General features: G+C 49.7%; 12 protein-coding genes and 1 other annotated feature. Of the genes, 6 read left to right on the forward strand and 6 right to left on the reverse strand.

Features of this window, described 5'->3' with window-relative positions:
• Nucleotides 1–603: an aminodeoxychorismate/anthranilate synthase component II gene (locus tag C6Y40_RS09750; RefSeq protein WP_105934428.1), complete on the reverse strand. Its 603-nt coding sequence runs from the start codon at nucleotides 601–603 to the stop codon at nucleotides 1–3.
• The gene (locus tag C6Y40_RS09755; protein WP_105934429.1) at nucleotides 603–2,198 is read right to left on the reverse strand and encodes an anthranilate synthase component 1; all 1,596 of its coding nucleotides are present in this window, start codon (nucleotides 2,196–2,198) and stop codon (nucleotides 603–605) included. The genes C6Y40_RS09750 and C6Y40_RS09755 overlap by 1 nt, the downstream gene beginning before the upstream one ends.
• A 23-nt stretch (nucleotides 2,199–2,221) precedes the next feature.
• Nucleotides 2,222–2,314, reverse strand: a sequence feature (Trp leader region).
• A 159-nt stretch (nucleotides 2,315–2,473) separates the two neighbouring features.
• On the opposite strand from C6Y40_RS09755, the gene C6Y40_RS09760 reads away from it, so the two are divergent.
• Genes C6Y40_RS09760 through rluB form a run of 5 tightly spaced genes read left to right on the forward strand, consistent with a single transcriptional unit; the run spans nucleotide 2,474 to nucleotide 6,309 of the window.
• On the forward strand, nucleotides 2,474–3,340 hold the full coding sequence (locus tag C6Y40_RS09760) for a PHP domain-containing protein (protein ID WP_105934430.1): 867 nt from the start codon (nucleotides 2,474–2,476) through the stop codon (nucleotides 3,338–3,340).
• Nucleotides 3,337–3,957 (forward strand): L-threonylcarbamoyladenylate synthase, encoded by a 621-nt coding sequence (locus C6Y40_RS09765; protein ID WP_105934431.1) that lies wholly within the window; start codon nucleotides 3,337–3,339, stop codon nucleotides 3,955–3,957. Before C6Y40_RS09760 ends, C6Y40_RS09765 begins: the two co-directional genes overlap by 4 nt.
• Before the next feature lie 20 nt (nucleotides 3,958–3,977).
• Nucleotides 3,978–4,814, forward strand: a complete 837-nt coding sequence (locus C6Y40_RS09770) for a segregation and condensation protein A (RefSeq protein ID WP_105934432.1) — start codon at nucleotides 3,978–3,980, stop codon at nucleotides 4,812–4,814.
• Nucleotides 4,811–5,440, forward strand: coding sequence for an SMC-Scp complex subunit ScpB (scpB, locus tag C6Y40_RS09775; RefSeq protein WP_105934433.1), 630 nt, complete (start codon nucleotides 4,811–4,813; stop codon nucleotides 5,438–5,440). The genes C6Y40_RS09770 and scpB overlap by 4 nt, the downstream gene beginning before the upstream one ends.
• A complete protein-coding gene (gene rluB, locus C6Y40_RS09780) occupies nucleotides 5,440–6,309 on the forward strand; it encodes a 23S rRNA pseudouridine(2605) synthase RluB (RefSeq protein ID WP_105934434.1) in 870 nt (289 codons plus the stop codon). The genes scpB and rluB overlap by 1 nt, the downstream gene beginning before the upstream one ends.
• 47 nt (nucleotides 6,310–6,356) lie before the next feature.
• Here rluB and C6Y40_RS09785 read toward each other — a convergent pair whose 3' ends face one another.
• The 4 genes from C6Y40_RS09785 to recN form a co-directional block, all read right to left on the reverse strand.
• A complete protein-coding gene (locus C6Y40_RS09785) occupies nucleotides 6,357–6,842 on the reverse strand; it encodes a glutathione peroxidase (protein ID WP_105934435.1) in 486 nt (161 codons plus the stop codon).
• Nucleotides 6,842–7,513 (reverse strand): DUF4097 family beta strand repeat-containing protein, encoded by a 672-nt coding sequence (locus C6Y40_RS09790; protein WP_105934436.1) that lies wholly within the window; start codon nucleotides 7,511–7,513, stop codon nucleotides 6,842–6,844. Before C6Y40_RS09790 ends, C6Y40_RS09785 begins: the two co-directional genes overlap by 1 nt.
• 194 nt (nucleotides 7,514–7,707) lie before the next feature.
• Nucleotides 7,708–8,064, reverse strand: a complete 357-nt coding sequence (locus tag C6Y40_RS09795) for an outer membrane protein assembly factor BamE (RefSeq protein ID WP_105934437.1) — start codon at nucleotides 8,062–8,064, stop codon at nucleotides 7,708–7,710.
• Between the two features lie 156 nt (nucleotides 8,065–8,220).
• A complete protein-coding gene (gene recN / locus C6Y40_RS09800; protein ID WP_105934438.1) occupies nucleotides 8,221–9,906 on the reverse strand; it encodes a DNA repair protein RecN in 1,686 nt (561 codons plus the stop codon).
• Nucleotides 9,907–10,311: 405 nt separating this feature from the next.
• Between recN and C6Y40_RS09805 the strand changes: the two genes are divergently transcribed.
• On the forward strand, nucleotides 10,312–14,769 hold the full coding sequence (locus tag C6Y40_RS09805; protein WP_205664758.1) for a PAS domain-containing protein: 4,458 nt from the start codon (nucleotides 10,312–10,314) through the stop codon (nucleotides 14,767–14,769).
• Nucleotides 14,770–15,016: the final 247 nt, after the last annotated feature.

Raw genomic sequence — 15,016 nt, forward strand, 5'->3', positions numbered from 1 at the left:
TTAATCCTCTTTGGTCAGGTAATGAATGCTTTGTAGCAGCAGGCGACTGCCCTCTGCCGTTAGAATGGACTCCGGATGAAACTGGAATCCAAGCATTTTATCGTCGGACTGGTAGACCGCCATAACCGTTGTACCTACTTTGGCCAGTGGTGTTAAGCCTTCAGGCAACTCCAGCGCCATTAGCGAGTGGTAGCGGGCTACATGGAGTGGCTGCGGCATACCCGCAAACATGGCCTCACCGGTATGGGTAATAGCCGATGACTTACCGTGCATCACATCTTCAGCGCGGCCGACAGTGCCGCCGTAATGGGCTACTATGGCCTGATGGCCAAGACAAATCCCGAGTACCGGAAAATGGCCCTGGACCATGCTTAACAGCTGTGGCATACATCCGGCTTCATGGGGCGCACCCGGCCCCGGGGATAATAGCAATAAAACCGGCCCGCTTTCAGCCTGCATTTGCATTTTTTCGAATAACATTCTGGCGTCGACATTATTGCGGTACACCACAATATTCAATTCCATGGTGCGAAGCTCATCGACCAGGTTGTAGGTGAAAGAGTCGACGTTGTCTAACAGAAATACCGTGATAGGCTGGCTCATTATACTTCTCCCTGAACGCTAACTGAGGATTTCACCGCGTTGATCACGGCCTGTGCCTTATTCCGGGTTTCATCCGCTTCTGCCTGTGGGTCGGAATCATACACTACGCCAGCGCCTGCCTGTATATATGCTCGACCGTTTTTAACAAAAGCAGAGCGGATAACAATACAGGTATCCATATCGCCATCGTTATTCAGGTAGCCAACAGCGCCACCGTAGCTGCCGCGACGCTTGTGCTCGACCTTGCGAATTAACGAGGCTGCACTCACTTTAGGCGCGCCTACCAGGGTGCCCATATTCATGCAGGCCTGATAGGCATGCAGTGCATCCAGATCGTGGCGTAACTGGCCGACCACGCGTGAAACCAGGTGCATTACGTGGGAGTAACGGTCAACTTTAAGTAAGTCTTTCACATAGCGGGTGCCAGGCTCAGATACTTTGGCTACGTCATTACGGGCCAGGTCTACCAGCATCAGATGTTCGGCTTTTTCTTTCTGATCTTCGCGCAGGTTTAGCTCAATGCGGCTATCCATATCATGGTCTATCTCGCCATTAGCGCGTTTGCCGCGAGGGCGGGTGCCGGCAATAGGGTAGATTTCCACCACATTGCTTTGTGCGGTGTATTTAAGGGCTGACTCCGGCGATGCACCAAAAATAGTAAACTCAGCATCCTGCATGTAAAACATATAAGGGCTGGGATTTTGTTTTTTCAGAGCGGCGTAGGCAGTAAGTGGGGCGGGGCAGGGCAGAGAAAACGTTCGGGACGGCACAACCTGAAAAATATCGCCGGCCAGAATATGTTCTTTTAAGGTCAGCACGTCGTTGCAGTATTCTTCGTCTGATTTATCCACTTGTAAGGACGTGGGTTCACTAACGGCTATCGGCGATAAATCATGTGGCGCCAGACTTTGTAACTCGGCGCTAAGGGCCTCAAGGCGCTGAGCAATGGCAAAATAACTGGTGGCCACTTCGCTGCCGCTGAACACGCTGCCAAGCAACCGTGCCTGGCGGGTTTGATGGTCGAAAGTGATCAGGGTTTCTGCCAGATAAAACACATAATCGGCGCAGTCATTATCGCCTTCTTCTACCTTAGGCAGATCTTCGAAGGTCGCCAGCAAATCATACGCAAATACCCCACCTAAGAATACGGCATGCTGGTGGTCACGCAGCGGTGTGATTTGTTTAACCACCATCCGCAGTACGTCGAACACGCTGGTGGATTTCAAGCGACTGTCTTCGTCGAGGTTGGCCGTTTGGGAATGACACTCAAGGGCAATTTCAGTCTCGCTGATGATCTGGCATTTTAAATCTGCCGGACAGCTTTCCATAAATAGCGGTAGCAGTCCTTTACCGTTGGCACTCAACGCCTGAATGGCGACTTGCTGCCCGCGACATTCAAAGCGCAGGGCACCATCCACCATCAGCAGACTTTGCAGGTTATCCTTACTGTCTATCTCGGCTGATTCGAGCAGTAACGCATGGGGTTTTTCGCCACACAGCTGGGCAAATGCCGCCAAGGGATCATTGACGTAGGTTGCTGTTCTCTCAATGGTTTCCACTTTTCCCGGGACCATGCCTAATTCGGCCAAACTCATCTTTTTTCTCCGGTTAAAAATTAAAAAAAAGGCCCGTAACATTACGGGCCTTTTTTGTTTGTTCTGCGCACTAACGCTCACACCGCCCGTTATCGAAGGGAGTGCCACCACCAGATAGTTGCCATTACGGCGCTGTGTTGTGGTTGATTAAGCATTAGTTTCCTGTCTCGTTGTTTTATTTGATAACTTCGATAGGCATCGAAGCATTCAATCCGTATACTGTGCTATAGAAGAAAACAAAAACCAATTTGTGTCAACCATAAATTTGAAAATACATGAAAATTGACTTGCACAGTCACACCACTTTCTCGGATGGCCGCTTAACGCCGGCCGAACTTATTCAACGTGCGCAAACGATGCAGGTTGATGTACTGGCTATTACCGATCACGACAGTACTTATGGCCTGGCGGACGCCCACGCTGCGGCTCAGGCGCACTACCCGGCACTAAGGATTATTGACGGCGTTGAAATCTCCACGCGCTGGCACAGTTTTGAAATCCATATTGTCGGCCTGAATATCGATACCGGGCACCCGGCACTGCAGGCATTTTTGGCTGACCAGCAGCAGAAACGTGAAGAACGTGCGGCTAAAATTGCCGATAAGCTGGCAAAATGCGGTTTTGAAGGTACGCTGGAACGAGCGCGCCGTTATGCCGGAGTAGGCCAGATCACCCGGGCGCACTTTGCCCGTGTGCTGGTGGATAGTTTCCAGGTCGCGACCTTAGAAAAAGCCTTTAAGCTGTATCTGGGCAAAGGCAAGCGTGCGGCTGTGAAGGCTGAGTGGCCAGATATCGCTGCGGCGGTAAAGGTGATTCAGCAGGCAGGAGGCCGGGCGGTACTGGCGCATCCCATTCATTACGATATGACCACCAAATGGCTGCGCCGGCTAATTGCAGAGTTTGCTGAGGCGGGAGGCGATGCGGCAGAAGTAGTGTTTCCCGGTATGAGTGCCGAGAAGCAAGCCCTGTTGCAGTCGATCGTGGCTGAATATCAATTGCTGGCATCGGCCGGCTCTGATTTTCATTTCCCCGGACGTTGGACTGAGCTGGGGCGTTGTCAGTTAAAGACAGACACACTCACGCCGGTTTGGCATGACTGGAATTTAGCTGTGAGTCAATCCTCACTAAAGGACCCTGTATGAGTCAGTTTTTTTACGTACACCCTGATAATCCGCAGTCACGCCTGATCAAACAGGCCGCTGAGCTCATTCGCCAGGGGGAGGTGGTGGTTTATCCCACTGATTCGGGTTATGCCATTGGCTGTCAGATGGACGACAAACGTGCATTGGACCAGCTCTGTCGCATCCGGCAGATTGCTAATGAACACAATTTTTCACTGATGTGCCGGGATATGTCTGAGCTGTCGGTGTATGCCAAGGTAGATAATGTTGCTTTTCGAATGCTTAAAAATAACACTCCCGGGCCTTATACTTTTGTATTGAAAGCGACCCGCGAAGTGCCTAAGCGGTTACAGAATCCAAAGCGCCGTACCATAGGGATCCGGGTGCCGGATAACATTATTGCGCTGGCGTTGCTCGAAGAGCTTAATGAACCACTTATGTCCACCTCGTTAATTCTGCCCGGGCAATCGCTGGCAGAGTCAGACCCTGATGAAATTCGCGATAAGCTGGAAAAACAGGTAGGCCTGATTATTCATGGCGGCTATCTGGGTGAGCAGCCCACTACAGTGATTGATTTAAGTGAAGGCGAACCCGTGGTGGTACGTGAAGGCAGTGGCGATGTGACGCCGTTTTTATAACAGCATGAATCAGATCTGATATGAGCAATAGCGACGAGCCAGCCTCAACCCTCGCCATACCGGTACAGCAACCGCTGCCACTGGCCTTTGTGAATGGCGAGGCGGTGATTGAAAAACCGGAGGATTTATATATTCCGCCGGAAGCGCTGGAGGTGATCCTGGAGTCTTTTGAAGGCCCGCTGGACTTATTGCTGTATCTAATCCGTAAGCAGAAATTCGATATTACCACTATGCCGGTGGCGGAAATTACCCGGCAGTACATGGAATATGTCGAGGTCATGCAAACCCTTAAGCTTGAACTCGCGGCCGAATACCTTTTGATGGCTGCCATTCTGGCCGAGATCAAGTCTCGATTACTACTGCCAAGTCGCAGTGATGAAGATGACGATGAGGAAGACCCGAGAGCGGCACTAATAAGACGTTTGCAAGAGTATGAGCTCATAAAGCAAGCGGCGGAAGACCTCGATTTGCAGCCGCGCATGGAACGCGATTTGTTCAGCGTCAGCGTTGAGCCATCGGCCGATATCCAGCCGGTGATAATTCAGCCGGACGTGTCGCTACAGGAACTGGTACTGGCCTTTTCAGCCGCCATGCAGCGTGCTGCCGCATTTGAGCATCACCACATCGCTCCTGAAGCCCTGAGTACCCGGGAGCGTATGAGTAAAATTTTGCAGTTACTCAATGCCGAAGAATACACCCCGATGGAAGCGCTGTTTACTGCCGAAGAGGGGCGGGCCGGCGCGGTTGTAACCTTTCTGGCCATTTTAGAACTGGTTAAAGCTCAGAGTATTAACCTGGTACAGGCCGGGCCGTTTGCCCGTATTCATGTGAAGTTAGGTAGTTTTGAAGCACCATGAAAAAAATCAACAGTGAGCAGCTTAAACAGCTTATCGAGGCAACTATCTTTGTTTCGGATCAACCGGTTTCCGTAGATAAATTAAAAAATACTGTACTGGCCGATTTCACCGTCAGTGATAAAGCGATACAATCAGCGCTGAACGCCCTGCAGCTGGACTATCGCCCGCGCGGTATTCAACTGGTTGAGGTGGCCAGTGGTTATCGGTTTCAGTCACTGGATAGCCTTAGCCCCTGGCTGAGTCGTCTGTGGCAGGAAACCAGTCCCAAATATTCCCGGGCAATGTTAGAAACGCTGGCACTGATTGCCTATCGACAACCCATAACCCGGGGAGAGATAGAGCAGGTGCGTGGTGTGGCGGTTAGCAGCAACATTATTAAAACGCTTACTGAACGTGAGTGGATAAAAGTGATAGGCCACAAGGAAGTACCCGGTCGGCCAGCGCTGTATGCTACGACTAAACAATTTTTAGATTATTTTTCGCTGAAGTCACTCAGTGACTTACCCAATGCCGAGGAGTTTATGGCCTCGCTTGATGCCACTCAAAACGTGACGCATGTATTGCATGACGACACAGGGTCGCAGGCTGAAGGTGATAGCGACAACCAAAAAGAGTCAATACACTAATGACAGAGAAATTACAGAAGGTACTCGCCAACCATGGCATAGGTTCACGCCGTGAAATGGAGCGCTGGATTGAGCAGGGCCGTATATCGGTGGATGGCACCGTGGCAAAGCTTGGCGATCGGGTTGATGCAACAGCGCAAATTCGCGTAGACGGCCACATTTTGTCGCGCAGTAATGAAGAGCCAGTATGCCGCGTACTGATGTACAATAAGCCGGAAGGCGAGCTGTGCACCAGAATTGATCCAGAAGGCCGAAGTACCGTTTTCGATCGACTGCCAGCAATAAGCCAGGGACGCTGGATTGCCGTGGGCCGACTGGATATAAACACCAGCGGTTTACTGCTGTTTACCAACGATGGTGAAATGGCCAATCGCCTTATGCACCCACGCTGCAAAGTTGAACGTGAGTATGCCGTTCGTATCTTTGGCGATGTGTCAGCGAAATCGCTCCAGATCCTGAAAAAAGGCGTAATGCTGGAAGATGGTATGGCCAAGTTTAATACCATTAAACCTCGGCCATCCACTGATGATGAAAGCATGAATAACTGGTTTAACGTTACCCTGGAAGAAGGGCGTAACCGTGAAGTTCGACGTTTATGGGAATCTCAGGATTGTCAGGTGAGCCGGTTGATTCGCGTTCGTTACGGGCCGGTTGAACTACAGAAACGCTTACCCCAGGGAGCATGGGTTGAGTTACCCCTGAGTGAAGTGAATGCGTTGCGCCATATAGTTCAGCTACCGGCTGAAGATGAAAGCATGGTTGATGAACGCCAGACTAAGCTTGACCATGCTCGCCTGAGTCGCATGCGTCGTTCAGTTAAAAAACACAAGATCCGTAAAGAGCGGGTTCACCAACGCCGTCAGTTTTAATCAATAGGTCAGGCTAACCCTGTGTGCAACACATGTAGCGGTTAGCCTTACTGCGCCAGCAACTTTTCTATTTCCTGCTTAATTGATTCCGGACTGGTTTGCGGACCAAACCGGGTGATCGTGGCACGGTCTTTACTGATCAGGAATTTAGTGAAATTCCATTTGATAGCCTTGGTGCCAAACAGGCCTGGTGCCTGGGCTTTCAGGTATTTATATAAAGGACTGGCTGCGGAGCCATTCACCTCAATTTTCTTCATTACCGGAAAAGTAACGCTGTAATTGAGGCTGCAAAAAGACTGGATGCTGGCATCGTCGCCGGGCTCCTGCTGACCGAACTGATTGCAGGGAAAGCCTAATACGACCAGCCCGTTATCTGCATATTGCTGATGTAACGCTTCCAGCCCTTTGTACTGAGGCGTAAAGCCGCATTTACTGGCTGTGTTGACGATAAGCAGTACTTTGTTGTCAAAGGCCTGCATGGCAATATCGTCACCATGACTATTCTGAACGGTTAAATCTGAGAATTGTTGCATTACATTGCCGAGCTCTTGTAGCGGACTTTTGATGTCATAGTGTCCGGAATTTCAAGCTTAACATCACGTTCTAAAATAATCTCACCGTTTAACCGGACGGTATCAGCAATCGATAATGTCGGAGTTGAAGGGTTGTCATTATTTTCCGGATCGTCATAAATGATATCGCCGTCGATAACACTATTACCACTAATACGGATGTCACCGTTAACCGTTTCGATGTTGTCTGTGAGAGTGAGGTCGGCGGCTTCAATGTCTCCATTTACGGTAATCAGGCTGCCGTCAACTTTAGCACCGAAACCCAGGATGATATCACCATTAACCGACTCGATACTGTCACCTGAAACCAGTTGCTGACCGGCTTCAATATCACCGTTCACCACGGTAATCCCGTCAATTTCACAAAAATTGCCTACGGTAACACCACCATTGACGGTGGTTAGTTCATCCGCTTTAACATTATCGCTGAGGGTAATGCCACCATTTACCGTAGTCAGTGAACCTACCTGTCGATTTTCCGACACACTGATGCTGCCAAATACCCGGTTTACATTGCCATCATAGTCGGAAGAGCTGTGACCGCCGACATTGATAACACAACCAGAAAGCGCCGTACCCATCACGAAACACAAGGGAGCCAGGCGAAGCTTGTTCATTAAACGATTTTTCATAATGCACTTGATCAGAATAAATTAAAGACCGGCCAACCTTAGCACGAGGGGGGTAATGGGCGTACTTTAAAATAATTTCAAAATATGTCTGAAGCGGTAAAAGGCAAGCAAAGTGGGGGAGGGATTATTTGACAAAACAAGAAGCGGATAATGGCTTGCTCAGTATTTCGGGAAGCAAGCCATACTGAATGGCGTTACTGCTCAAGCGGCGTATTGAAATCTTCCGACAGTTCAAAGTCGCTGTCTACGGTTTCTACACGGTCGTCTTTAAAAGTAATAATCAGGCTTTTTTCGAAGTCTTCGCCGCGTTTTTCCATACCACGCTTCATTTCATAGTAGTAATACCAGGTGTCTTTATCGAAGGCGTCTTTGAGGATTGGGCGGCCCAGAACAAACTCAACCTGTTCTTTTGTCATTCCGATGCGCAGTTTTTTTACGTCCTGCTCGTCCAAAAAGTTACCCTGAGGAATATCTATCCGGTAAATCCAGTTAGAACATGCAGTTGATAAAAAAGTAAGTGAAAGCACAACAATCAGGTGAGACAGCTTCATTAACAGATAAATCCAATTATTACAGTAAGTATTCGTTATTATTTGGTCTGCATGCCAGGCTGTTAGGCGCGTTGGACAGTCATTGCAGACGCTATCGGTGCCGAGCATGCTAATCGCTCAACACCGGCACGTCAACTTTGACCAATGAATTGCAATTTAGTTCGCTAGAGCATTATCAAGTAATTCTTTGGCATTAGCCAGCGCATTGGGGGTAATTTTATCACCCGCCAGTAAACGTGCCAGCTCATCAATTCTGGCTTGTTCAGTAAGCGCTAAAATATGGGTTTGGGTTTCGCTGTTTTCGGTTGTTTTGGTCACAAACAGCTGATTATGCGCCTGCGCCGCTACCTGCGGCAGGTGGGTAACACACATGACCTGATTTTCCTTACCGAGACGGCGTAATAATTGACCTACTATCGAAGCCGTGGGGCCGCTGATACCGGTATCCACTTCGTCAAAAATCATCGTGGGGGTCAGACTGGTATCACGGCTGATCACCTGTAAAGCCAGGCCAATTCTGGATAATTCCCCGCCAGATACCACTTTATCCAGTCGATCCTGCGGTTGCCCCGGGTTCGTCGCTACTTTCATGACCACGGTATCCATACCCACTGCAGAGGGACGTGCCTGTTCGCCGTAGATCACATCAATGAAGAATTCTGCGTGGGGCATATTTAAGGTGCGGATCTGTGTCTGAACCATTTCGGCTAACTTTCCTGCAGCGTTATAGCGGCTTTGTGAGAGTTTTTCACTGGCTGCGATATACTTAGCGTGGCTGTTGTCCAGTTCTTCCTGCAACGATGTCAGTCTTTGTGTATTGGCACTAAGACCGGCCAGCTCTTCAGCCAGTTGCTGATGATGATCGTACAGTGTTTCGGGCATTACCTGGTGCTTTCTGGCCAGTTCCATGGCCTGGGCAAAGCGCTTTTCAACCTGCTGCAAACGCATTGGATCGATTTCCAGCTGATCGCAATAACTGCGTAGCTCATTCGCTGACTCTTCCACCTGTATGGCGGCTTCGTTTAGCATTGCTACAATGGGGGTTAATGCTGGGTCGTGATCTTCCAGATTACTGAGTTTATCAATGCTGGTCTGGATAGCTGACAAGGCGTTAAATTCGTCGGCTTCATATAAATGGTAAAAGCTCTTTTGTGCTTCCTCGAGCAGGGTCTGGCCATTGCTCAGGCGCTTGTGTTCAGCTTCAAGCTCACTGAATTCGCCTTCTGCTAAGGCAAACTCGTCCAGTTCAGCTACCTGATAGCTTAACAACTGCTCTCTGTCGGCACGTTGCTGGGCAGCCTGTTCAAGGGCGCTTAGCTCCTTTGCCAGTTGTTGCCAATGCTTATATGCCGATGCCGTTGCAGAGAGTAACGAGCCGTGTTCGGCAAAATCATCCAGCAGTTTGCGTTGTACATCGTCTTTTAATAACTGCAGGTGTGTATTTTGCCCGTGGATCGCCAGTAAAAACTGCCCCAGCTGCTTTAACTGCTGAAGCGCCACCGGCACGCCATTGATAAACGCCTTTGATCGGCCTTCTTTTGAGATCAGTCGCCGAATAAAGCAGGTGTTGGGATCGTCATCCAGTACCACGTCATTTTCATCCAGCCAGTTCCTCGCCAGAGGCGCATCAAGCAACGAAAAATAGGCAATGATTTCCGCCTTATCAGCGCCTTTTCTTACTGCCGATGCATCGGCACGCTCACCAAGGCATAAGCTTAGTGCGTCGATAGCAATGGATTTACCAGCACCGGTTTCACCGGTCATCGCTGTCATGCCGGTCTCAAAGGCAATGTTGATTTCTTTCACTACAGCGAAGTTTTTAACCGATAAATGCGATAACATAAATGCCTCACAGATTGACTAGATGAATATACAGTATGTGTAAATATATACAGTATTCCTGTAGAGATAAATGCTGCTTAGCGTAATTCACGCAATTAATCAGGCAAGATACTGATAATCCAACAAAAAAAGTTTTTCAGAAGCTGTGACAGGTTAGCATTTCTGGTGTAGTTAAATAAACCAGGCTAAAGCCATGTTATTTATACCTATCTTTGCCGGGTAAATGTCAGGTGACTGAAAATACACGGCTTAATATTTTTCACGTATACAAATTTAAACGTTTTTAAATAATCCTACATAGCAACTTTATAAATCTGACGTATAGTTTAATTTTTACCCTAATCACGTTGTCGAATGTAGATTATGAGCGCTTGTAGCCAGAGAAATTATCTTCAGAACAAGGGATTGTTACTGCTCAGTGCTGTGGCACCCAATGTTTATGCTTTCCCGTCTTCCTTGCAGGCGTTATCGCCGGGCCAGTTTAATCTGCTGGCCTATGCTGCTATTGCCTGCGCAGGCTTGTTGTTACTGGTAATTTTATTTGGCGCTTTCAAGCGTAGCCGACTCAACGCAAAGCTTAATAAAACCAATTCGCTGCTCACTGTGCAGCAGGAGCGCTTAAATGCAGTGAGTGTAGGGGTTATCCTGGTTGATGAAGCACTGACGGTGACTTATGCGAACCGCACGGGGGCATACTTACTTGGCCAGAACGCCGATACCGTGAAAGGCAAAGGGCTGGCAGACTTGCTGCCGGTCGAAGCACAACAATTAATTAGTCAGGCCAGCGGTGCCAGCCGGGAGCTGGCTATTCAGTGTGTGCTTGGTCAGCGGCAGAGGGCATACCGGTTGCGGATTAACCCAGCGCTCAGCCAGGCGGCAGAAGCACAAATGATGATCATTGTTGAGGATGTGCAGAATTACCAGCAGCGTCTGGATGATTCAGCCGCCATGCTTGACCATGTCAGCGGATTATTCGACGGCCAGAGCCTCGGCCTGGCGAAAATTAATCTTGCCGCTCAACAGCTTACAGTTAATGAAAGTTTAGCCGGCTGGCTCGGCATTGAGCCCGGCGAGCTGTCGATGGATGAGTTTATACAACGGGTAGACGCACGCGATCAGCAAATGCTTAGTGGTGCGCTGGAGCGACTGGCGAGCGGCGAAGTGCTTGAGGTGAATACGTCTTTGCTGGCAAAAGATGACAGCCTTATACCGGTAACGTGTTGTGGTGCTCTGGCTGAGCATACCAGTGAGTCTGACTTACCCATTGCGCACATTTCGGTTGCCGATTGCCGGCAGATAACTCGCGCCAAAACAGAGCGGGACGTTGCAATTCAGCGTTTTAATGCAGTGGTTTCCACTGCTACACAACCGGTCTATTTGCTCGATGCTGAGCGTAGATTTGTTGACGCCAACCGGGCATTTCTGAGCCTGTTTAAAACCGACCTGATGTACATTAAAGGGAAACCGGTTAGTGAGCTCAAGCAGTTTGATGAAGGCTTTAAATCACTCCATCAAAACCGTGACAAAATGACGACCAGGCGTCAGGCGCTCAGCGTTGAAAGGGATGACGGGCAACGCCTGTCGCTGCAAGTGGTGTTGCAGGCACTGGCGGGAGAGTCGGGTGCTGCTATGGGGATTATCGAGGATCATACCGAAGTGGAAGCCCTGACCCACGATGTCGCCGAAGCCAAAGACCGTCTGAGTATGTTTACCGATCATTCACCAATGGGTATCGCGGTATTTAATCGCGAAGGTGATATTAAAGAAGTTAACCAAACCCTTTGTCGTCAGTTGGATATGAACAGTCAGCAACTGCTGTCACAGTCATTTTATCAGTTGTTCACGGATAAAGTGGAAACCGAAAAGTTAACTCAGCGGCTGGACAGGCACGATCAGGCACGAGAGTTTCCGGCCCGTTTAAAATGCGGTACCAACAAAACCTTTTCGACAACCCTGCATGCCAACAAAATCAGTGAGATCCCTGAAGAATATGTGTGCTGGATTGGTAGCCGCGAAGAGCAGGATTACCTGAACAGTCGCTTTGAGCGCCTGGTGAAGTATGCAAGTGTGCCGGTAGCACTGCTAACCAATGATTGCTTTACGCAGTTTAACTCTGCCGCCTGTGCTTTCTTTGGTATTCAGGATGAAGAAGAAATGCTTGGACTGCAGTTAACTGCCCCTGAGCTGCATGGCGCCGCAACCAATACAGAAACCCTCAGGCAAAAGCTGGAAACCGTTGGAAGCCGTGGTCAGGTGGTTACCCTGAGCTGGCAACATCAGTATCAGCAGCGCGTATTACCTTGCGAACTCACGCTTATTCCAATTCTGAGAGACGCTAAATTACAGGGCATTATCTGTATCTGGATTGACTTACGTGCCATTGAACAAGCTAAAGCGGCTCGTGCTGAGGCAGTTAAATTACGCGAAGCGGCAGAGCTGGAAGTTGAGGCTAAACAACAGCAACTGGCCAGCAGCCAGCATCAACTGGCGCAACAGCAGGAAGCGCTGGCAGAAACGGAGCAAACTCTGGCGCAGGCCGAACTTAAGTTACAGGATGCCGAAGTCACTCTGTCTGAAAAAATTGAAACTATCTCAGAGCTGCAGCAGGCCCACAAAGATATCAGTGAGCATCTGGCCAGTCTGAAGTCTGATTACACCCAAAACCGTGAAATGCTGGAAGAAAGTCAGCAGGCTAATGCTGCATTAGAGGCGCAGCTCGAACGCTCCAGTATGAAAGTAGGCAGTCTGGAAAAACAACGCAATCAGATAGCCGACGCGCTGCAATACAGCGAGCGTAAATATCGCGAAGCACAACAGCAACTGGAGCAGAGTCAGCAGGAAACATTGCGCTTGGAGCAACAGCAGGCAGAGCAACAAAAAGCGGTCGAAAATTACGTGGCAGAAATCGCCGGTTTACAGGCTTCCATCGAAGATAAAGACAAGCAGATTGGTGATGTCAGCGGTCAGATAGCTGCTTTACAATCACAATTAACCAGTTCCAGTGAGGCATCGGAAAAATTACGCGAGCAATTGGCCAACCAGCGTAAAGCCAGTGAGCAGGCAGAGCAGGAGCGCCGGGAGCTGGCGATGGCCTATCAAAAAATGCAGGCTGAAGCCGAGGGCAAAGCGCGCCATATCGACCACTTACAGCATGAAATGGAAATGCTCGAGACAATGTCGTCCCAGCAGAAAGGCGATATGCAGGCTCACACTGAACAACTGGCAAAAGAGCTTGAGGCCAAACAGTCACAGTTGCAATCAACACAAACGGCACTGGCTGACATCAAGCAGCAGGCTGAGCAGGATAAACAGGAAAAAGCTGCCCAGCAGGAACGCCTGGCGCAGCTGCAGAATGAACTGGCTGATATTAAGAGCCGCTCGGCCCAGCAGCAGTCGAAAGTGGCAGAAGCTGATGCCCGGCGTAAGGCTGAGCACGAAGCGTTGCAGCAGGCACTGCAGGCTAAGCAGGCGGAGTTACAGCAAACTGAGCAGATCCTGTCGGATGCCAAACAACAAACCGAGGCTGAAAAACGGGAAAAAGCCCGTCAGCAGGCTATCTTTGCCAGGTTGCAGGAAGAGCTCAGTGAAATGCAGCAAAAATCCACTCAGCAACAGCAGGCCATCCAGCAAAGCGAGCAGAAATGGCAGGCAGAGCAGCAAAACCTGGCTAACGAGCTGGCCGCCAGGCAGGCTAAACTGGCAGCGGCAGAAGCGGAGCTGGATAATCGTCAGAAACAGATGGAAGCCGAAAAATTGGAGCGCGAATCACAGCAGAACAAGCTGGAGCAGTTGAAGTCGGAAATGGCTGATGTCGCCCAGCGCGCAGCTAAGCAAAAAGAAATGATGCTGGGTAGTGATGAGCAGTGGCGTAAGCATCACGAAGAAATTGAAGCGCAGAAACAACAGTTACAGCAAGCTCTTGAAGAAGCGCAGAGTCAAAACTCCGCGATGCAAAACAAGCTGCAGTCAAGTATGAATGAACTGGCTGACGCCGAAGAAAAGGTTTCTTTAACCCAAAGCGAAGAACAGAAACTCCAGCAGGAACTGAACCGCTCCAAAGAGCAGGCGCAGGCATTAGAGGCAAAGTTAGCCCAGCAGGAAGAGCAGGAAGCGAAACTTCAGGCGCAGGTGCAGGAGCAGCAGTCAGCCCTGAAATCGAGCCAGAGCAGTATCGAGCAGCTTGAGGCGCAGCAGCAATTGCTTACCGAACAATTGGCAACGGTCCAGCGTGAATACGCGGCGTCCCAACAGTCGTTAACCCAGCAGAATTCGTCACAATCCGATCTACATGCACAGCTCAGCTCGCTGGAAGGTGAACTCAGTGAACGAAAATCACAGCTCGAAAGTCGTGAGAAGGCGTTACAACAGGCTCAGGAGAAACTCAAAGACAGCGAGTCCAAACTGGCGGAGCAGGAAAAAGCACTGGTAGAAGCACAGAAGGTTGAATTGCAGCAAGCCCAGGAAGCCACTGTGCAGGTACGCGAAAAACCCGACTTTGCCGACCTGGCGATGCCGCCGGATCCCAATACCTGGTTCGATTTGCTGTATTATCTGCAAAGCAGCCATCAGGTAAGCTCAATGGCGACATCGCTAACCAGTCTGATGGATAAGCTCGCAGAGGCTACGCGGATTATGGATGAGGCCGTGATGGCCGACGACCACCGGGCCATACTCATGGGAGCCCGGCGGTTAATCAGTGTGATCAGCACCATTAACTCGGCGCCTTTAAAAGACATGGAGTCGCGTTTAAGTGCAGACTGTCACCATGACAATTCTGATAATATTTCCATTTACTGGCCGATGGCCAAGCAGAATCTGCAGCGCACCCTGAGAGTGATCTATTCTCACTTATACGATGAGTAGACTGGAACGTTAAAGCTTAATGTACCTGGCCGGGCTGGGCGACTACCCGGCGCCAGCCACTACACTCAATCACTAATCGATGTGGTAGGGGAGAGTGTTTATGGTTGCTTTGAATACCCCGTTTACATTGTCGTCAGGGGCCGGGTATTTAGTCCTGTTAGTTGCGGTTTAAGCAGATTTGTTGCGAGGTTTGTTCCCTACCGGATAACGACGGTGGGTGTGTTGTTACCATCTTAAAAAAATGCCG

Source organism: Marisediminitalea alba, from assembly GCF_002993365.1.
GTDB classification, from domain to species: Bacteria; Pseudomonadota; Gammaproteobacteria; order Enterobacterales; family Alteromonadaceae; genus Alteromonas; species Alteromonas alba.

Excerpts from the sequence above, each read along its gene's own strand:
- C6Y40_RS09750 (WP_105934428.1), bottom strand. The coding sequence starts at position 603 with ATGAGCCAGCCTATCACGGTATTTCTGTTAGACAACGTCGACTCTTTC.
- C6Y40_RS09755 (WP_105934429.1), bottom strand. The coding sequence starts at position 2,198 with ATGAGTTTGGCCGAATTAGGCATGGTCCCGGGAAAAGTGGAAACCATT.
- C6Y40_RS09760 (WP_105934430.1), top strand. The coding sequence starts at position 2,474 with ATGAAAATTGACTTGCACAGTCACACCACTTTCTCGGATGGCCGCTTA.
- C6Y40_RS09765 (WP_105934431.1), top strand. The coding sequence starts at position 3,337 with ATGAGTCAGTTTTTTTACGTACACCCTGATAATCCGCAGTCACGCCTG.
- C6Y40_RS09770 (WP_105934432.1), top strand. The coding sequence starts at position 3,978 with ATGAGCAATAGCGACGAGCCAGCCTCAACCCTCGCCATACCGGTACAG.
- scpB (WP_105934433.1), top strand. The coding sequence starts at position 4,811 with ATGAAAAAAATCAACAGTGAGCAGCTTAAACAGCTTATCGAGGCAACT.
- rluB (WP_105934434.1), top strand. The coding sequence starts at position 5,440 with ATGACAGAGAAATTACAGAAGGTACTCGCCAACCATGGCATAGGTTCA.
- C6Y40_RS09785 (WP_105934435.1), bottom strand. The coding sequence starts at position 6,842 with ATGCAACAATTCTCAGATTTAACCGTTCAGAATAGTCATGGTGACGAT.
- C6Y40_RS09790 (WP_105934436.1), bottom strand. The coding sequence starts at position 7,513 with ATGAAAAATCGTTTAATGAACAAGCTTCGCCTGGCTCCCTTGTGTTTC.
- C6Y40_RS09795 (WP_105934437.1), bottom strand. The coding sequence starts at position 8,064 with ATGAAGCTGTCTCACCTGATTGTTGTGCTTTCACTTACTTTTTTATCA.
- recN (WP_105934438.1), bottom strand. The coding sequence starts at position 9,906 with ATGTTATCGCATTTATCGGTTAAAAACTTCGCTGTAGTGAAAGAAATC.